Below are 19,696 nucleotides of genomic sequence, written 5' to 3'. Positions count from 1 at the left end.
TTAATTTTTCTAAATAATGCGATTATAGATATTATAGCAAATTTCAAATTCTTATGTCGATACATTGGAAAAAAAGGAATGAAAATAAGAGAGTCTGCCGCATGCCCAATAACCTAAGCTTTTGAATTACCTTCAAAACAAAAATATCTATACACTCCCCCTCATTTCTCATCTAACTTGAATATGAATTTTTAGATAACCTTTATTTTCATATCTTCTATGGAAAAAACAAAAGACGACCAATATAAAGTCGTCTTTATTCTAAGAAATTATTCTTTCATTGAACCTTAAGATACAATTCTTCTAAATCCTTGATATTCTCACCCGTATAAATCAAATTGTTGTTACGGATAATCCCAATATTATCAGCTAACTTTTCAGCTAAATCCATAATATGTGTTGAAAGTAAAATTAAAGCACCAGCTTTAGATAATTCTTTTAATACATTTCTAAATAAGACTATTTGTTCTGGATCTAGGCCATTTGTTGGCTCATCTAACAATATAATTTTAGGCTGATGAATAATGCTACTTATAAAAGCAACTCGCTTTTTTGTCCCCTGTGACAATGACCCCATTGTTTGATTTCGATATTCATGTAAGTTAAACAAATCAATCCATTTATTAATCCGATCTTCTAAAAAATCTTCTTCTATCCCCTTTAATTGTCCTACCAATCGAATCATTTCCGTTGTAGTTAAAAAAGGATAATAATATGGAAATTCTGTTAAATATCCTATATTTCCTTGTAAAAATTCATTAATATTTTTCCCTTCTGAACTTAGCAAAGTTATACTACCAGAAGTAGGCTTAATAGCATTTGCTAATAAATTTAGAAAGGTTGTTTTTCCTGCTCCATTCGGTCCCAAAAGAACATAAATATTTCCAAAATTTAAAGTCCAATTTATATTATTCAAAGCAATTTTATTATCATATGAGTAAGATAGATTACGTATTTGTAAACTAAATTTATCAAGCATTAAAAAAACTCCTTAATTTTTCTTCTGAATTTAATAAATTTATAAATGCGAAACTTGTTAACAACACCTCTACAATTAATAAATTTACTGAAATTAAATAACTAGAAAGCACGACTATCACACATACTCCTGATACTACGATACCCTTTACATTTATACGATAGTATGTTTGACGATTAAAATCAGAAAAACAAATGCTAATAAATATATATAACATACTTGTTAAAAAGCTAAATAAGAGCAAAACAAATACATTTTGCAACATTTTTACTATATGATCACTATAATATATACTCCAAAAAATATAATCACATATACCAATAAACGATACCAGTGAAAAACAAATAACCCATTTAGTAAAAACTAATTTTTTTAAAGGCAATCTAGAATAAATATATAAATTAATTGTAGATTCCTCTAAACCAATACTATTCAGAGTCCATGTATCATGCATCAACGCAATTAATACCATTGTTATAACTACAAAAGCATCAAGCTTCAATTCATGTATAACATAAAAACAAAATTGTCCACATACTAATAAGATTAGTAAAAGAAAGATTCTTTGGAATCCGAACATAACTACTAATTCTTTTTTTAATATAGGGTGTTTGGAAATAAAGGATCTCTTTTTTTGTTGTCTTAGGTTACGTGTATGATAAAGATATCCTTTCCAATTATATTTAGAGAACTTTAGAAAAAAATAAATAAACAATAAACCTGTAATCATTTTAATAACCAAGGATTCTTTAAAACAACCCGGAACTAAAATTAATAAATTACTTATAAGGCTAAATACCCTATGTTGTTTACTTAAGTTAAAAAGAAATGACAAATTTACTCCTAGGAAATATCCTGATATTATTTCGATATGAAGTTCTAACATATTAATAATAGAAGAACTGTGACACCAAAATAATGAGATAAATAATATACCGCTCACTCCTAATAAAGGGATGAGCATTTTTAAAATATGATACCAAGAAATAACCTGTATATTATAAGTCTGAAGAAATAAAAACTGTATTTCTTCTTTATTGTATTGACTTAAAGCAATAGTTATCCCCATTATGGCACCAAGCAATAAACAAATAAAATCTACATTAATAGATTGATGCAAGCCTTCAATAAATGGATAAAATCCAGTTATAGCATATGCTGTGATAAAAATTCCAAGTAATAAAATAAGAACATCAGATGTTTTATATGCTCTTCTTATTCTTCCCCTTAACAAAATTTTAAATAAGCCAATGGTAATAGATAAATTTTTAGTTACCCCAATATATATTTCTCCTTTTTAAATAAATACATAAATATTAATATATAAATACAAATTGAAAAAGTGACATAAAAACCACTTTTTAGGGGAGGAGACTAGGGAAACTGGCCATGGATAGAGGCCGTCAATTCCTTTTCCTGCCACGTGCAAGGTTTAAAACAAAGGTAGAACGCAAGTAGCGGCCATATTTTATTCTGCATAGCAGCGACTTAGATGTTAAAAAAGCAACTTGAATTTATATATTATAATTATCTCATAAATAATTCTTAAGAGAGTATAAAACATTTTGTATAAATGAATAAAGACACAAAAAGGAAAACAAATGTAATATTGACATTTCATCAGTTTAGCCATAGATTCAATGAGAGGAATAATGGAGAACAAAATACCTTTCATTAACTGAAGAAGGAAAAAAGTTATTTCATGAAGTCGTTCCAAATTAAGAACACTTTCATGTAACACAATTTTCCAATCTAAATCATGAGGATCAAAAACAGCTTTTAGATTTACTTAGGAAGGTTCAAAAGTAATTCAGTAATTCCCTCTACGCCCTTTTACGAAGAGCCAAATTGAACGTAATGATGTTTTAGCAAAATGATAAAACGACGCAAATATCAATAACATAGTAAAAAGTCCGCTCTCCCTACGCTAAGGAAGAATCGGACTTTTTTTATTATGTGGGCCGATATATTTTGAAAATACTATTCCTTTTAAAAAACGACATACTATAAATGACAACTTATTTCATGGGGGATTTATTATTGTGAAACATGAACAAACCCATTTGTTTTTTCTTATGTATTCTTTATTGATTTACATCGCGTTTCATTATATAGCTTTGCAAATATGGGATGCATACTCATTTCCGTTTCAATTACAAATGAGTATCGGAACTTTCATTCTTAATGGAGTTATATGTGGCTCGTTATTGTATTCTACTTCCCGTAAAAAAGGACATGCCTATACATTTTGGATACTCTTAACAATTGGCTCATTCTTTTACTTTATTGGTGACACGATTGTTATGTATCAACATCTCATTTTGCATAGTTACAAAGCAATTATAGATTCCTCAGATCTATTCTATTTATTGTTTTTACTTTTCTATACGCTAGCTTTTTTCTATAAGAATATGTATGAATGCACAAATTGGGAAAAAATCTTTATGTTATGCGATGTTTGTATCATTGTTACAGCTGCATTTACCTTACATTACTATATGTTCTTAAAAAACACTGTCCATCCAAGCACGATATCTAATACTTATAAATTTATGCAACTTGTATATCCAATTACAGATTTATTATTTTTAATCATGGGCATTCGTTTATTGTTTCGTCCCTTATCATTTGTTTCTCGAGTCGTTGTTGCGTTACTAAGCGGTTCACTCATTTTATATGCACTGCTTGATTCTATGTATGGATATATTAAATATTTTCGGACAGACCACTCTTTATTCACGATAACGCCTTTCTTCCAAATTGTCTTAGGACTAGTTGCAATCGCTTGTCTACTGCACGAAGAAAACAAAAATGAACAACATTTTTCCAATCCTGAAATAGGTGAAAAGGTTCGATTATCACTCCCTTATTTAGCAGTTGCGGCATTAATTCTATTTACCTTATATGAAAAAAACTTTTCTCCTATTTTGGAAAAAGGCGTATTTTTAACATTTTTCTTCGTACTTATTCGCCATATGTTAGTACGCCATCAAAATAAACGGTTATTACAAAAGCAACAACGGTTTAATTTAGAGTTAGAAAAGCAAATTGAACTACGTACAGAAGACTTAGTAGAACAAACAAATGAATTATATAAGAGCCAACAAATGTTTAAATCATTGTATGAGCATCACCCCGACCCCATTTTCACATTAGATTTGCATGGAAATTTCTTAAATGTAAACAATGCTGGGATTATATTACTTGGCTATCAAACAGATGCCCTTTTACATAAGTCTTATCGCTCTCTTGTATATGAGGAAGATTTAGAAAAAGCCATTCATGCTTTTCGTTATGTGAAGGAAGGACACTCTACAACTTTAGAAATAAGAGCGTATCATCAAAACCGAGATATTTATTATTTGCATGTAACGGTAGTGCCAATCATATTGCAAGCACGCATCACTGGTATTTACTTAATGGTAAAAGACATTACAGAAGGAAAGCGACAGCAAGAGCAAATTAGCTTCTTAGCGTATCACGATACATTAACACAGCTCATCAATCGCCGTGCCTTTGAGAAACAACTTAATCATGCCATTCTTCACGCTAAGAAAGAAAACTTAAAGCTCGCTATTATGTTTCTCGATTTAGATCGGTTCAAAATTATTAATGATACACTTGGGCATAAAACCGGAGATGTTCTCTTAATTGAAGTTGCAAAGCGCTTGCAACTTGCGGTTGGACAAAACGGAACGGTCGCCCGGTTCGCAGGCGATGAATTTACCATTTTAATTGAAAAATACGAAACCCTTTCAGAAATTGAAAGTATCGCAAATGCTATTTTACGAACCATGAACAAACCAATTGAATTAGAAAATCATACGTTACAAATTACACCGAGTATTGGAATCGCCATATATCCAGACGCAGGAGACGACGCTATGTCACTTCTACAGCATGCTGATATGGCAATGTATGAAACGAAAAATAAAGGAAAAAACGGCTTTTCAATTTACACAAAAGCACGGCTGTGAATATATGCAAAGTTATTACTTTAGCGAACCGCTACTTGCTTTCTCTCTTTGTTTTAAACCTTGCACGTGGCAGGGAACAGGCCTTGACCGCTCCTATGCATCGCCAGTCCCTCTCGACCATTTAAAAAAAGCCGCAAAGGTTCATCCCTTCACGGCTTTTTTTTACTTAAGATTTGAAACGTCTAAACGGTTAATCGCACGTTTAAGTGCCATTTCTGCACGTTTGAAGTCAACATGTGCTTGTTTATCTTGCATACGTTGCTCAGCGCGGCGCTTCGCTTCGTTTGCACGATGAACGTCGATATGATTTGCTGTTTCAGCAGATGGTGCTAATACTGTTACTTTCTCAGGGCGAACTTCAATAAAGCCACCGCTAACTGCTACGTAATCTGTATGCCCACCATTTTTTAAGCGAATTGCACTAATTTTAAGTGGTGCAACAGTCGGAATGTGACCTGCTAAGATCCCCATTTCCCCGCTCTCTGCTTTTACGCTTACCATTTCAACTTCGTTTTCGTAAACCGGTCCATCAGGAGTTACAATACTGACTGGAAATGTCTTCATAATTCGTCCCTCCTAAGGCCTTATGCCATCATTTTCTTCGCGTTTTCAACAACTTCTTCAATACCACCAACAAGACGGAATGCGTCCTCTGGAAGGTCATCATGTTTTCCTTCTAGAATTTCTTTGAATCCACGAACTGTTTCTTTTACAGGTACGTAAGATCCTTTTTGACCTGTAAACTGTTCTGCTACGTGGAAGTTCTGTGATAAGAAGAACTGAACGCGACGAGCGCGATGTACAACTAATTTATCTTCTTCAGATAACTCATCCATACCTAAGATGGCGATGATATCTTGAAGTTCTTTGTAACGTTGCAGAGTTTGCTGAATTTGACGAGCAACTGCATAATGCTCTTCTCCAACGATCTCTGGAGATAGTGCACGAGATGTAGATGCTAATGGATCTACCGCTGGGTAAATACCCATTTGCGTTAAACGACGCTCTAAGTTTGTTGTTGCATCTAAGTGAGCGAACGTTGTTGCTGGTGCCGGGTCAGTGTAGTCATCGGCTGGTACATATACCGCTTGGATAGACGTGATAGACCCTTTATTTGTTGATGTAATACGCTCTTGTAATTGACCCATTTCTGTTGCAAGTGTTGGTTGGTAACCTACCGCAGATGGCATACGTCCAAGAAGGGCAGATACTTCAGAACCAGCTTGCGTGAAACGGAAGATATTATCGATGAACAGAAGTACGTCTTGTCCTTGCTCATCACGGAAATGTTCAGCCATTGTTAAACCTGTTAACGCAACACGTTGACGTGCTCCAGGTGGCTCGTTCATTTGTCCGAATACCATCGCTGTTTTCTTGATTACGCCAGAATCACTCATTTCGTGGTATAAGTCGTTACCCTCACGAGTACGCTCACCTACACCAGCGAATACAGAGATACCGCCGTGCTCTTGTGCGATGTTGTTAATTAACTCTTGGATTAATACCGTTTTACCTACGCCGGCACCACCGAATAGACCGATTTTACCACCTTTAATATAAGGAGCTAATAAGTCTACTACTTTAATACCAGTTTCAAGAATTTCTACTTTTGTAGATAACTCTTCGAATGCAGGTGCAAGGCGGTGAATTGGATCACGGCGTACATCCGCTGCCACTTCTTCACCTAAGTCAATTGCATCACCTAATACGTTAAATACACGACCAAGTGTTGCATCACCAACTGGAACAGAAATTGGTTTACCAGTATCTTCTACTTCTGTACCACGAACAAGTCCATCTGTAGAAGACATTGCTACTGTACGAACTGTATTATCACCAAGATGAATCGCAACTTCTAAAGTTAAGTCCATTGCGTTCTCTTTAATTCTAAGGGCATTGTAGATTTCAGGTAGCTTTCCGCCGTCAAACTTAACGTCTACAACCGGACCCATGATTTGCGTAACGCGCCCTTTATTCATCGGGTTCCCTCCTAGCTTTCTTTAAATTAACCGGCTTTTCTGCGAACAGTCGGCTTTACATTTTTTTATTTTATCTCACATGAAGACTATCGCTTCCGCTTTTTCTCTAATCCAGCTCCAGCGGCTAGAACGGTCGGTGGCTTCGCTTCTTCCTGCGAGGCAAACAACGCCTCTACGTCAAAAGCTCCATCCCCCTCCCTTTCTGAACGAGCCGCTTCCGCCTTTCTTTCTACTCTAACGCTGCTGCACCACCAACGATTTCCGTAATTTCTTGCGTAATCGCTGCTTGACGAGCGCGGTTGAAAGAAAGTGTAAGTGTATCGATAACTTCCATTGCGTTGTCTGTAGCACTTTTCATTGCTGTCATACGCGCTGCGTGCTCACTTGCTTTACCGTCTAGCAATGCACCGTAAACTAAGCTCTCTGCGTATTGTGGCAATAATACTTTTAAAATCTCTTCTTCAGATGGTTCAAATTCATATGAAGTTGTTGCTTTTTCAGATGCCACATCCGTAAGCGGTAAAATTTTCTTCTCCGTTACTTCTTGTGAGATCTTACTTACATAATGATTGTAGTAAATATACAATTCATCATAAGCGCCATCTGTAAACATAGAAATTGCTCTTGAAGCAATATCTTTAATATCAGCGAATACTGGTTGATCCGATAATCCAAGTACTTCATCAATGATATTAAAACCACGACGTTTTAAGTAATCACGACCTAGACGTCCAAGCACAATAACTGCATACTGATTTGCATCCATGTTGTGACGCTCTTTCACTACGTTACTTACTGCACGTAAAACGTTACTGTTATATCCACCTGCTAGTCCGCGATCCGATGTAATAACGATGTATCCTGTTCGCTTTACAGGACGCGCTGTTAGCATTGGGTGATTTACCCCGCTACCTTGCGCTATGCTCGCTACTACTTCTTGAATCTTATCCATATACGGAACGAAAGATTTAGCATTTTGTTCTGCACGGTTTAACTTCGATGCAGATACCATCTCCATCGCTTTCGTAATTTGACTCGTTTTCTTTGTCGAGTTAATTTTCGCTTTTATATCGCGTAAAGATGCCACAGGTTTTCACCACCTTTTTTCCGGAAGTTGGCATGATCAGAAAGAGCTCCATTTTGTTGATCTTCCTAATCGTTATACTTGTTCATGATTGAAGGAAAAGAATAGGTGCACCTACTCTTTTCCTCTTCATATCCGTTAGCACTCTATGTAAGAGCCCTGTTTATATAGAAGTGGAGCGGCTGAACGAGCCGCTTCCGCTTTTTAATTAATCCAGCTCCAGCGACTAGAAAGGTCGGTGGCTTCGCTTCTTCCTGCGAGGCAAAGAACGCCTCTACGTCAAAAGCTCCATCCCCTCCCTTTCTGAACGAGCCGCTTCCGCTTTTTATTATTACTCAGAAGCCACGAAAACTTTTTTGAAGCCGTTAATAGCAGTTGCCATTTTTTCGTCTTCAGGAAGTTTTGTTGTTGTACGAATTTCAGTTAATAATTCAGCAGCATTTGTATCTAACCAAGCATGCAACTCGTCTTCGAAACGAGTGATATCTACTACTGGGATATCATCTAAGAATCCGCGTGTTAATGCGTAAAGAATCATAACTTGCTTCTCTACTTTTAATGGCTTATGTAAGCCTTGTTTTAATACTTCTACTGTACGTGCACCACGGTTTAATTTCGCTTGTGTTGCTTTATCAAGGTCAGAACCGAACGCAGCGAACGCTTCTAATTCACGATAAGATGCAAGGTCAAGACGAAGTGTACCAGATACTTTGCTCATCGCTTTGATCTGAGCCGCACCACCAACACGAGATACAGAAGTACCTGCGTCGATCGCTGGACGTACACCAGAGAAGAATAGATCAGATTGTAAGAAGATCTGTCCATCTGTAATAGAGATTACGTTTGTTGGGATGTAAGCTGATACGTCCCCTGCTTGTGTTTCGATGAAAGGTAGTGCTGTTAAAGAACCAGCGCCTTTTGCATCACTTAATTTCGCCGCACGCTCTAGTAAGCGAGAGTGTAAGTAGAATACATCCCCTGGATACGCTTCACGACCTGGAGGACGACGTAATAGTAATGATAATTCACGGTATGCAGCCGCTTGTTTTGATAAGTCATCATATACAACTAATACGTGTTTGCCATTGTACATGAATTCCTCACCCATAGTTACACCAGCATATGCAGCTAGGTATAATAACGGAGCAGGCTGAGAAGCAGATGCAGTTACAACGATTGTGTACTCTAATGCACCATGCTTACGTAACGTTTCAACTACATTACGAACTGTAGATTCTTTTTGTCCGATTGCTACATAGATACAAATCATATCTTGATCTTTTTGGTTCAAGATTGTATCCAGTGCCACAGCTGTTTTACCAGTTTGGCGGTCACCGATGATTAACTCACGTTGTCCGCGACCAATTGGTACAAGAGCGTCAATCGCTTTAATACCAGTTTGAAGTGGCTCATGAACAGATTTACGATCCATTACACCTGGTGCTGGGCTTTCGATTGGACGAGTTTTTGTTGTGTTAATTGGACCTAAACCGTCTACTGGTTGTCCTAGTGGGTTTACAACACGACCGATTAATTCTTCCCCTACCGGCACTTGCATGATGCGACCTGTACGACGTACTTCGTCACCTTCACGAATTTCAGTATAAGGTCCTAAAATAATGATACCTACGTTATTTTCCTCTAAGTTTTGTGCTAGTCCCATAACGCCGTTAGCGAACTCAACAAGCTCACCAGCCATAACGTTATCTAGACCATGAGCACGTGCAATACCGTCACCAACTTGAATAACTGTACCAACATCGCTAACTTCGATCTCAGACTGATAGTTTTCAATTTGTTGCTTAATCAGTGCGCTAATTTCTTCAGCTCTGATGCTCATGCGCTTCACCCCTATCTATTCTTCATAAGTTCACGCTGAATACGTGCTAACTTTCCTTGTAAACTGCCGTCGTAAATGCGGTTTCCAATGCGTACTTTAATACCGCCTAGTAAATCTTCATCTACAACATTTTGAACGCGAATTGCATCTTTTCCTGTTTTCTTTGCAAATGCTTCTGCAATGCTAAGTTTCTCATCTTCTGATAAAGAACGAGTAGAGTAAACCGTTGCATCAGCTACGTTACGCTCTTCATTGGCAAGTGCAACATACACATCTACAATTTCAGGTACTAATGTTTCGCGATGATTATCGATTAAAATATATAACGTGCTTAAAATCGGCTGAGAAACAGTAGAAAATACGTTAGAAAGAAATTGTTTTTTCTTTTCTGCTGAAATGTTTGGTTGTCCTAAAAAAGTATGTAGTTCTTTACTACTTACAAAAACGCTTTGCACAAGGCGCAGCTCTTCCTCAAACATTTCTAGTACGTGTTTTTCTTTTGCGATTTGAAAAAGAGCGACAGCATAACGTTTAGCTACAATCTCATTGCTCATCGCGCTTCTCCTACCTCTTTAATATAATCGCGAATTAATTGAACTTGGTCTTCTTCTTTAAGTTCTTTTTGCATAACTTTAGAAGCAATTTGGACAGATAAAGAAGCAACCTGTTCTTGAAGAGCAGCAATTGCTTGCTCTTTTTCGCGTTGAATTTCTTGTACAGCAGAATCTTTAATAGATACCGCTTCTTCTTTAGCAGCAGCAACAATACTTTCTTTTTGATCTTCTGCTTGCTTTTTCGCTCTCTCGATTAATTCTTGCGCTTCAATACGTGATTGTTTTAACATTTCACGTTGTTCTTCTACTAACTTTTTCGCCTCTGCATGATTCTTTTCCGCAGCGTCGATTTCGCTAGAAATATGATCTTCACGTTCCTTCATAATTCCCATTAAAGGTCCAAATGCATATTTACGAAGTAATGCTAATAGAATTAGGAAAACAACAATTGTATAAATTACTGTTCCGTATGGTACAGCAGCAGCTCCTAATAATAGAGTTGGCACAAGGATTCACTCCCTTCAAAAATCTAAATTAAACAAATGAAAAGACAAGTAATGTTTCATTCATAAAGCAATGGCGAAGAAGGTCCCAAAACGATCTTCGCCACTTATTGTAAGGGGAGCTATCCCTTATTTGTTTAATACGATAAACGCGATTACTACACCGATGATTGGAAGCGCCTCAACTAACGCTACCCCGATGAACATGATTGTTTGAAGTACACCACGTAATTCTGGTTGACGAGCAACACCCTCAACTGTGCGAGATACGATAAGACCATTACCAATACCAGCACCTAATGCAGATAAACCAATTGCAATTGCAGCTGCGATTACACCTAAACTCATTTTAAAAGTCCTCCTTTTTATCAATAAAAAATAAATTTTGTACTTACTTTAAATATATTAATGGTCGTGGCTTACTTTATGAGCCATGTATACCATCGTTAACATTGTAAAGATAAACGCCTGGATAGCACCTACGAAAATACTGAAGCCCATCCATGCTAACATCGGCAGAACAGCACCTAATGCGCCAAACGCACCGCTTGCTCCTAATTGAGCAAGTAACGTTAATAAAATCTCACCCGCATAAATGTTACCAAATAAACGCAGACCTAACGTCAATGTATTCGCAAATTCCTCAATTACCTTTAAAGGGAATAAGAATTTCATTGGTTGAATATAGCCTTTTAAATATTCTTTCGTACCCTTCATCTTAACTCCATAATAATGAGTGAGGGCAACTACCATCACGGCTAATGTTAGAGTAACTGCTGGGTCAGACGTTGGAGATCTCCACCATGCAATATGCTCTCCGCCTTCAGCCGTCGCAATCATGAACGGCAAACCGAGCATGTTTGCTACAAAGATATACATAATGAGTGTAACTCCAAGCGTTAAAAAGCGTCCGCCTGTTTGCCAATCCATCGTACTATTAATCATACCCTTCACGAAGTCCACAATCCATTCAAAGAAATTTTGCATTCCTGTTGGACGCAGAGCTAAGCTACGTGTACCAATCATAGCAACGATAAATACGATTACTGCCGCAACAGTCGTCATCATAACAGAGGACAAGTCGAACGTTAAACCTAGAAATTCAACTAATTTACCGTGTTCCACTAGTAATTCACCTCTCTTCCCTGCTCTTATACTGTAGATAAAGAAAATCTATGATCATGACAAGATATCCTGTCAGCAATCCTAATGCTAAGCTCCACATCGCCATTAAATGTTGATATTTTGCTGCAAATAAAATTAATAGCCCTATCGCGGCTAATCTCGAATATGTACTCACTGCAGTCGCTTTATACTTCACTGTTTCACCTTGTGTAACGCGATCTAACAGCTTGTCCGTCTTATGTGCAACGATGCGCAAACTAAGAAAACCGAAAATCGTTCCGATAATCAGTCCTAAAAAGACATCTTTGTATGAGGTAAAGCCCCATCCTAATACAAAGAGTGCGAGAAGGTTGTACATATATTTCTTTTGTCTTTGGACAAGTTCATGTACTTCTATCATCATTGCTCTCCCGAATAAAATTGTCGAATGAGTCGAATCATGGCATAAACCCCTGTTCCAAGCCCTAGTAATAAACCAATTACTAGAAATAACGGAAACGTTCCAAGCTTACTATCAATCCATTGCCCACCAAAAATCCCAACTAAAATCGAACCAACGAGCTGAGCAAGAATTCCGGTCATTAAAGCATACGCCTTAAATGGATTACGCTTGTTTCCCTCCAAGGATTCATCCCTCCATATGTAATGCCTCATTCACTATGTTTTAAGAATGTGTTAATAATAACTCATTTTTTTGCATAAATCTTATTTAAATGAGAAAATTATTTTTTTTGTCAAAGAATAGACGAAAATTTGTCAATGAAAACCCTACCATCTATCCCCGTTGTTAGCATACAATAGGGTGTTAAACAGTGTCAACGTCAAATCGAAAAAAATCAAAAAATTTGAGTATTAGTTATTTATTCCCATAACTGAAAACGTTCTCCTTCAAAAAAATGTTAAAAGTCGTCTAACTTCTAGACCTTTTCTCTTTATAATAGAAGAAATTTGTTCACAAGTTTGTCACTATTATACTTTCTTGATATATAAATTTTCACATTTAATATAACTTTCTCAATCAAGAAGTTTCTATATTATATGCAATTTCAATTCATATTATGTTTACATAAAAAAACAGACGAGAAGGATGCCCTCTCGTCTGTTGTCTTACTTCGTTCCAAATAAACGGTCGCCAGCATCTCCAAGACCTGGTACAACATATCCATGATCGTTTAATTTTTCATCTAACGCAGCCACGTAAATATCTACATCAGGATGGTCTTCTTGAATAACTTTTACGCCTTCTGGAGCACCAACAATACACATTAATTTAATATGTTTCGCTCCGCGCTTCTTCAATGAAGTAATCGCTTCTGATGCAGAGCCGCCTGTCGCTAACATTGGATCAAGTACGATAAAATCACGTTCTTCTACATCAGTTGGAAGCTTCACATAATATTCTACAGGCTGTAATGTTTCTGGATCACGGTATAAACCGATATGACCTACTTTCGCTGCTGGAATTAATTTTAAAATTCCATCTACCATTCCTAATCCTGCACGTAAAATTGGAATTAAACCAAGCTTCTTACCCGCAATCACTTTTGTTTTTGCTTTACTTACAGGTGTTTCAATTTCAATCTCTTCAAGCGGAAGATCGCGTGTAATTTCAAACGCCATCAAACTTGCTACTTCATCTACTAGTTCACGAAATTCTTTCGTACCTGTATTCTTATCGCGGATATATGTAATCTTATGTTGAATTAAAGGGTGATCAAAAACATACAGTTTTCCCATGTGAATCGCTCCTTCAGATGATATTGATGCGTGAAAGCACCTGTTTTTACACTATGTACGATTGTAAAGAAAACGCTTCTAATATTCAAGGGCGAATTTGGAATATAGGTGTAAAACAGCCATCATTTCTATTTATTTTTCTTATTTAGACAAACACCATACCTTTTCTCCACAGAATTTCTTATCTTACAAAAATAAAAAGAAATGGTGCGCTCACCATCTCTTTTCTCTATCTTATAGCTCTTTATACATTGGGAATTTATCAGTTAAGGTATTTACACGCACGCGCGCTTCTTCTAACGCTGCTTCATTATCATGATTTTTTAATGTGTGAGCCATAATTGATGCGATTTCATCCATTTCAGCAAATCCGAAACCTCTTGATGTTACAGCTGCAGTTCCAATGCGAACGCCACTTGTTACAAATGGACTAGCTGGATCAAATGGAATTGTATTTTTGTTTACTGTGATACCAATTTCATCTAATACATGTTCTGCAACTTTTCCTGTAATGTCTAAATTGCGAACATCAATTAAAATTAAGTGGTTGTCCGTTCCGCCAGAAACAAGAGTAATCCCTTCTTTTTGCAGACTTTCAGCTAAACGATTTGCGTTGTTAATGATGTTTTGTGCATATGTTTTGAAGTCGCCCTGCAATGCTTCTCCAAATGCAACTGCTTTTGCTGCGATTACATGCATAAGTGGTCCGCCTTGAATACCAGGGAAGATGGATTTATCAATTTGCTTTGCAAATTGTTCTTTACATAAAATCATGCCGCCGCGTGGTCCGCGTAATGTTTTATGAGTTGTTGTTGTTACGAAATCAGCGTATGGTACTGGGTTTGGGTGTAAGCCTGCTGCTACAAGTCCTGCGATATGTGCCATATCTACCATTAAATATGCGCCAACCTCATCAGCGATTTCACGGAATTTCTTAAAATCAATCACACGAGGATATGCACTAGCACCGGCAACAATTAATTTTGGTTTATGCTCTTTCGCTTTTTCTAATACGTCCTCATAATTGATGTGATGTGTATCAGGATCTACACCGTATTCAATGAAGTTGTATTGCACACCACTAAAGTTAACAGGACTTCCGTGTGTTAAGTGACCGCCGTGAGATAAGTTCATACCAAGCACAGTGTCACCCTGCTCTAGAATTGTGAAGTATACAGCCATATTTGCCTGTGCACCAGAGTGTGGTTGAACGTTTACATGCTCTGCGCCAAAAATTTCTTTTGCGCGATCACGTGCGATATCTTCTACGATATCTACATGCTCACAACCACCGTAATAACGTTTCCCAGGATATCCTTCTGCATACTTGTTCGTTAATACAGAACCTTGTGCTTCCATTACTGCTTCGCTTACGAAGTTTTCAGATGCAATAAGCTCAATTTTTGAACGCTGTCTTCCTAATTCTAATTCAATCGCAGCAAACACCTTTTCATCTTGACGTTTTAAATGCTCCACCAAAATCCCCCTTTTCTGAACGAACTACACCTATTTCCGATATTTCCCCTTCATTTCCTAAGAAAAAACGAAAGTTCTAGCTGTAATTCTATTAAATCTTCACATTTTCAAATACATTCTAACACGACTCCACACATGATAAAAGAAAAAAAGACCGAATCCGGTCTTTTTTTCTTACTTAACTACAAGTAAACGTTTCCTCTTTTATTGCATATACTGCACGCGCTCCGCCAATTAACTTCGGACGCGCTTTTGCCATCGTTACATGAGCATACCCAATCTCTTTCACTCGTGTACGGACCGGAACAGCTACATGTTTTAAATGCATACCAATAAATGTATCTCCAATATCAATACCTGCATCTGCTTTTACGAATTCCACGATAACGGGGTCTTTCATATTATGATATGCATATGTTGCAAGAGCCCCACCCGCTGATCTGACAGGCGTAACAGTTACAATCTCGAACTGATGCTTTTCTGCGACTTCTCTTTCTACCACTAAAGCACGGTTTAAATGTTCACAGCACTGAAATGCTAAGGTAATGCCATACTGCTCTTGAAAATGTGTTAACTCAGAAAAAATCGCCTCTGCTACTTCCATCGTTCCCGATGTTCCAATTCTTTCACCAAGCACTTCACTTGTACTACATCCCACAACAAAAAGGTTCCCATTCCGCAGCGTGGCTTGCTCTTGAAACTCAAAAAGCGCTGTTTGCAACTGCTCTTTTAATTGTGATATTTCACTCATTACGCTCTTCCTTTCGCAGGTAGGTTCAACAAATTATATTACTTCTTACTAGAAGTTAGAATACAATTACTTCGCTTCGTACGCTTTAATTTTTCCTACACGATTTTCATGACGGCCGCCTTCATAATCCGTTGTTAACCAAATTTTAGCGATATCGCGTGCTAATCCAGCTCCAATTACACGTTCACCCATTGCTAACATGTTCGTATCATTATGTTCTCTAGTTGCTTTTGCGCTAAATGTATCATGCACTAATGCGCAGCGAATACCGTGTACTTTATTTGCCGCAATTGACATACCAATGCCTGTTCCGCAAATTAAAATACCGCGATCTACTTCACCATTTGCAACCATTTCTGCTGCTGGGAATGCAAAATCAGGATAATCTACAGAACCTGCTTCGCACTCACAACCTAAATCAATATATTCCATGTTCAATTCTTCTAATAGACTTATGATTTCTTTACGAATATTCAATCCGCCATGATCAGATGCTACAACTACTTTCATTCTAAACCCCTCCAAATATAAAATGAAACTTCTATTAGTGGAAATTTCTTCTTTCCATTAAATCGGCATAATCTCCAATACCGTATTATACACGAAACATTAGCTTTCTGAGTGTTTTTTCACCAAAGTGTGCACAAGTTGTTGCATTTCTTCCAGTGTCGCTTGATAGACAGCAAGCGAACCGCCAAAAGGATCAGAAATATCCTTATTTGTACCTTCTACAAATTCGTATAATGTATGCACTTTTTCGCTTACTTCTGGATGGTGCGCTAATAAAAGTTGACGATGTCCTGCGGTCATCGTCAATACAACATCCGACCACTCTAACAACTCTTCTGTCACTTGTTTTGAAGAATGCGCAACCAGGATACCTTTTTCTTCTAGCGCATTTTTAGCATGAAGAGATGCATCAGTGCCAACCGCCGCAAAAACACCAGCAGATTGCACATCAAACTGCCCCTTACCATGATGACGTAATAGCGCCTCTGCCATTGGACTACGGCACGTATTTCCTGTACAAACGAATAATACTCGCTTCACCAAACACCACTCCTTATGATGAATATCTATTTTCATCATAACTCACAATGGTAGCGAAAAAAAGAAGTGTACATATATGTTGAAAAACTGACATAAAAAAAGAATCCATTTCAATTATGGAATGGATTCCGGGTTTATCAAACGATTATTTCATTGCTACTTTCATTACTCCAGTTGAACCTTTTGTAGCTGTTACACCTACAGTTGTTTCAATAGATTCTGTTGCATCTGTGTTTGTAATAACAATTGGTGTAATTGTACTTTTAGCTTTTTCACGAATTAATTCTAAATCGAAAGAGATTAATTTATCGCCAGCTTTAACAGCTTGTCCTTCCGATACATGCGTTTCGAAACCTTCACCTTCCATTTTTACAGTCTCTAATCCAACGTGGATTAAGATTTCTGCGCCGTTTTTCGATTTAATCCCTACAGCATGTTTTGTATGGAATAATTGCACAATCTCGCCATCTACCGGAGATACTACTACACCTTCAGTTGGCTCAATGGCAACACCGTTTCCCATCATACGACCAGCGAATACTGGATCTGGCACTTCTTCGATATTTTTCACTTCTCCAGTTAATGGAGATACGATTGTTTCTACATTTGTTTTAGAGCCAAAACCAAATAATTTTTTAAACATAGGATAATCCTCCTTATCATTCACCGCTTTAGCGGTATAAAAACGTTTCCATAAAGTGAAACTTCCATCAGTGATGGTTAGCTCGACCAATCGGGCTTTTACGGGCAGTTTTCTTCCCCTCTGATTCCCCGAATGCGGGATAAAAGTGAAGTTGTCAACCAGACTTTTATTGTATCGCCTTGGAAAATTCTAGTCAATTCAGACTGTCTGAATTCGATTAACAAAGAAGTGAACTTTCTTCATTTTTCTCCATAAATTGTATAAATCCACTAACAACATCATTATCTTTTCATTTATTATTTATAAAATTTATTTTCTCTTTTTAAATAATTAACTTGACTAAAGTAAGTAACTATTTTATCATTACTTACATAAGATAAGTAAATAAACTTTTTGGAGGTTTTATAAAATGATGAACATCGGTCTTCTTATTATTCGTCTTATTATCGGGATTACTTTCATGGGACATGGCGCTCAAAAATTATTTGGCTGGTTCGGTGGTTACGGTTTAAAAGGAACTGGCGGCTGGATGGAATCAATCGGCTTACGACCAGGCGTATTTATGGCATTTATGGCCGGAGCAACTGAATTACTAGGCGGTTTCTTATTTGCTGCTGGTATTTTCACTTGGGTAGGAGCTCTATTTATTGTCAGCACGATGTTAGTGGCCATCATCACAGTTCACGGTAAAAACGGATACTGGGTTACACAAAACGGCTTTGAGTATAACCTTATTTTAATTGCAGTTGCAGTTGGCGTAGCGCTTATTGGACCTGGTGCTTACACTTTAATTTAACTAAATATCTTGAATTCAAGATATTTCCCGATCCCTCACAACCGTGGGGGATTTTTTCATCCCCTTTACAAAAATATATTTTTCCAGCAGGAGTTTCCCCCTTTTATCTTGTAAACAAACAAAGAAGTGCTACACATGTTAAGAAGGGAGATTACATATATGCTGTCTATTAATCCAAATGAACAAACTGAAAAAGATAATTACAAATTACTAACGGGAAGCATTATTCCGCGTCCAGTCGCATTCGTCACAACTGTTACAAATGAAGGGGTCCTAAACGGTGCCCCGTTTAGCTACTTTAATATTGTTGCGGCGAATCCGCCTCTTATCTCCGTTTCTGTACAACGAAAAGAGGGAAAACCAAAAGATACAGCACGAAATGCGATGGAAAAAGAAGAATTTGTCGTTCACATTTCTGATGAATCTTATGCAGAAGCCATTAACGAAACCGCAGCCAATCTTCCTCCGAATGAAAGCGAAATTGAACTTGCCAAACTAACACCAATTGATAGCGATGTCATTTCTGTACCAGGGGTAAAAGAAGCAAGTATTCGTATGGAATGTGTATTAGAGCGCGCGATTCAATTAGGCGGAACAGAAAATTCCCCGGCATGCGATCTATTAATCGGTCGCATCGTACGATTCCATATCGCCCAGCACCTATATGAAAATGGACGCATTCATGCCGAACAACTAAAACCAATAAGCCGATTAGCTGGGCATAACTACGCAAAACTTGGAGAGCAATTTGAACTTGTAAGGCCATAATTAAAAGCGGAAGCGGCTCGCTCAGAACAGGAGGGGGATGGAGCTTCTGACATAGAGGCGCTCTTTGCCTCGGCGGAAGACGCGAAGCCACCGACTGTTCTAGCCGCTGGAGCTGGATATAACTAAAAGCGGAGGCGACCGTTCAGCCCCGCTGGCTAAGGTTCTTTCCCACAGAAGGTGCTTTTTACCTTCTCATGGGGAAGGTTCTTAGACGGAAGGGGCTAGGAGCCGGAGCTAGATATAATTAAAAGCGGAAGCGGCTCGCCAAGAACAAGAGGGGGATGGAGCTTCTGACATAGAGGCGCTTTTGCCTCGGCGGAAGACGCGAAGCCACCGACTGTTCTAGCCGCTGGAGCTGGATATAACTAAAAGCGGAGGCGACTGTTCAGCCCCGCTGGCTAAGGTTCTTTCCCACAGAAGGTGCTTTTTACCTT

Annotated in this window: 22 protein-coding genes; 3 read left to right on the top strand and 19 right to left on the bottom strand. The window is 37.6% G+C overall.

The annotated features are described in order from the left end of the window. Positions 1–277 precede the first annotated feature (277 nt). On the bottom strand, positions 278–979 hold the full coding sequence (locus tag H280_RS0112380) for an ABC transporter ATP-binding protein (protein ID WP_020061445.1): 702 nt from the start codon (positions 977–979) through the stop codon (positions 278–280). After that, complete coding sequence (locus tag H280_RS0112375) at positions 972–2,213, bottom strand: hypothetical protein (RefSeq protein ID WP_155895005.1); 1,242 nt, start codon at positions 2,211–2,213, stop codon at positions 972–974. The genes H280_RS0112380 and H280_RS0112375 overlap by 8 nt, the downstream gene beginning before the upstream one ends. 841 nt (positions 2,214–3,054) lie before the next feature. On the opposite strand from H280_RS0112375, the gene H280_RS23575 reads away from it, so the two are divergent. Continuing rightward, positions 3,055–4,956, top strand: coding sequence for a sensor domain-containing diguanylate cyclase (locus H280_RS23575; RefSeq protein ID WP_034303800.1), 1,902 nt, complete (start codon positions 3,055–3,057; stop codon positions 4,954–4,956). 162 nt (positions 4,957–5,118) lie between these two features. Here the strand turns inward: H280_RS23575 and H280_RS0112365 are convergent, their stop codons facing one another. The 17 genes from H280_RS0112365 to H280_RS0112290 all read right to left on the bottom strand — a co-directional run bounded on the left by H280_RS0112365 (position 5,119) and on the right by H280_RS0112290 (position 17,698). Further along, complete coding sequence (locus H280_RS0112365; RefSeq protein ID WP_020061442.1) at positions 5,119–5,520, bottom strand: F0F1 ATP synthase subunit epsilon; 402 nt, start codon at positions 5,518–5,520, stop codon at positions 5,119–5,121. Positions 5,521–5,540: 20 nt separating this feature from the next. Continuing rightward, entirely contained in the window at positions 5,541–6,935 is a 1,395-nt protein-coding gene (gene atpD, locus H280_RS0112360) for a F0F1 ATP synthase subunit beta (protein WP_020061441.1), read from the bottom strand. A 229-nt stretch (positions 6,936–7,164) separates the two neighbouring features. Further along, positions 7,165–8,022 carry an ATP synthase F1 subunit gamma gene (gene atpG, locus H280_RS0112355; RefSeq protein WP_020061440.1) on the bottom strand — a complete coding sequence of 286 codons (858 nt, stop codon included), beginning with the start codon at positions 8,020–8,022 and terminating at the stop codon, positions 7,165–7,167. A 328-nt stretch (positions 8,023–8,350) separates the two neighbouring features. Next, positions 8,351–9,859 (bottom strand): F0F1 ATP synthase subunit alpha, encoded by a 1,509-nt coding sequence (gene atpA / locus H280_RS0112350; protein ID WP_020061439.1) that lies wholly within the window; start codon positions 9,857–9,859, stop codon positions 8,351–8,353. A gap of 11 nt (positions 9,860–9,870) precedes the next feature. Next, positions 9,871–10,413 (bottom strand): F0F1 ATP synthase subunit delta, encoded by a 543-nt coding sequence (locus tag H280_RS0112345; protein WP_020061438.1) that lies wholly within the window; start codon positions 10,411–10,413, stop codon positions 9,871–9,873. Next, complete coding sequence (gene atpF, locus H280_RS0112340; RefSeq protein WP_020061437.1) at positions 10,410–10,919, bottom strand: F0F1 ATP synthase subunit B; 510 nt, start codon at positions 10,917–10,919, stop codon at positions 10,410–10,412. The genes H280_RS0112345 and atpF overlap by 4 nt, the downstream gene beginning before the upstream one ends. Positions 10,920–11,045: 126 nt before the next feature. Then, positions 11,046–11,264 (bottom strand): F0F1 ATP synthase subunit C, encoded by a 219-nt coding sequence (gene atpE / locus H280_RS0112335; protein ID WP_020061436.1) that lies wholly within the window; start codon positions 11,262–11,264, stop codon positions 11,046–11,048. A 57-nt stretch (positions 11,265–11,321) separates the two neighbouring features. Further along, on the bottom strand, positions 11,322–12,041 hold the full coding sequence (gene atpB, locus H280_RS0112330) for a F0F1 ATP synthase subunit A (RefSeq protein ID WP_020061435.1): 720 nt from the start codon (positions 12,039–12,041) through the stop codon (positions 11,322–11,324). A gap of 7 nt (positions 12,042–12,048) precedes the next feature. Next, a complete protein-coding gene (locus tag H280_RS0112325; RefSeq protein ID WP_020061434.1) occupies positions 12,049–12,441 on the bottom strand; it encodes an ATP synthase subunit I in 393 nt (130 codons plus the stop codon). Continuing rightward, positions 12,441–12,623: an AtpZ/AtpI family protein gene (locus H280_RS0112320; RefSeq protein ID WP_442852822.1), complete on the bottom strand. Its 183-nt coding sequence runs from the start codon at positions 12,621–12,623 to the stop codon at positions 12,441–12,443. Before H280_RS0112320 ends, H280_RS0112325 begins: the two co-directional genes overlap by 1 nt. 82 nt (positions 12,624–12,705) lie before the next feature. Next, positions 12,706–12,750 (bottom strand): DUF4024 domain-containing protein, encoded by a 45-nt coding sequence (locus H280_RS27015; RefSeq protein WP_442852821.1) that lies wholly within the window; start codon positions 12,748–12,750, stop codon positions 12,706–12,708. A gap of 398 nt (positions 12,751–13,148) precedes the next feature. Next, entirely contained in the window at positions 13,149–13,778 is a 630-nt protein-coding gene (gene upp, locus H280_RS0112315) for a uracil phosphoribosyltransferase (RefSeq protein WP_020061432.1), read from the bottom strand. A gap of 234 nt (positions 13,779–14,012) precedes the next feature. Then, on the bottom strand, positions 14,013–15,254 hold the full coding sequence (gene glyA / locus H280_RS0112310; protein ID WP_020061431.1) for a serine hydroxymethyltransferase: 1,242 nt from the start codon (positions 15,252–15,254) through the stop codon (positions 14,013–14,015). 178 nt (positions 15,255–15,432) lie between these two features. Continuing rightward, complete coding sequence (locus H280_RS0112305) at positions 15,433–16,005, bottom strand: TIGR01440 family protein (RefSeq protein ID WP_020061430.1); 573 nt, start codon at positions 16,003–16,005, stop codon at positions 15,433–15,435. A gap of 66 nt (positions 16,006–16,071) precedes the next feature. Beyond that, positions 16,072–16,515, bottom strand: a complete 444-nt coding sequence (gene rpiB, locus H280_RS0112300) for a ribose 5-phosphate isomerase B (protein ID WP_020061429.1) — start codon at positions 16,513–16,515, stop codon at positions 16,072–16,074. Between the two features lie 99 nt (positions 16,516–16,614). Continuing rightward, positions 16,615–17,055, bottom strand: a complete 441-nt coding sequence (locus H280_RS0112295) for a low molecular weight protein arginine phosphatase (RefSeq protein WP_020061428.1) — start codon at positions 17,053–17,055, stop codon at positions 16,615–16,617. Positions 17,056–17,200: 145 nt separating this feature from the next. Further along, positions 17,201–17,698 (bottom strand): PTS sugar transporter subunit IIA, encoded by a 498-nt coding sequence (locus H280_RS0112290; RefSeq protein WP_020061427.1) that lies wholly within the window; start codon positions 17,696–17,698, stop codon positions 17,201–17,203. 409 nt (positions 17,699–18,107) lie between these two features. Between H280_RS0112290 and H280_RS0112285 the strand changes: the two genes are divergently transcribed. Both H280_RS0112285 and H280_RS0112280 read left to right on the top strand, forming a co-directional pair. Beyond that, positions 18,108–18,494, top strand: a complete 387-nt coding sequence (locus H280_RS0112285; RefSeq protein ID WP_020061426.1) for a DoxX family protein — start codon at positions 18,108–18,110, stop codon at positions 18,492–18,494. Positions 18,495–18,653: 159 nt separating this feature from the next. Next, entirely contained in the window at positions 18,654–19,262 is a 609-nt protein-coding gene (locus H280_RS0112280) for a flavin reductase family protein (RefSeq protein ID WP_020061425.1), read from the top strand. Positions 19,263–19,696 lie beyond the last annotated feature (434 nt).

Source organism: Bacillus sp. 123MFChir2 (assembly GCF_000383235.1).
Taxonomy (GTDB): domain Bacteria; phylum Bacillota; class Bacilli; order Bacillales; family Bacillaceae_G; genus Bacillus_A.
The sequence above is the reverse complement of the archived record's forward strand: the minus strand, read 5'-3'. Positions and strand labels throughout refer to the sequence as shown.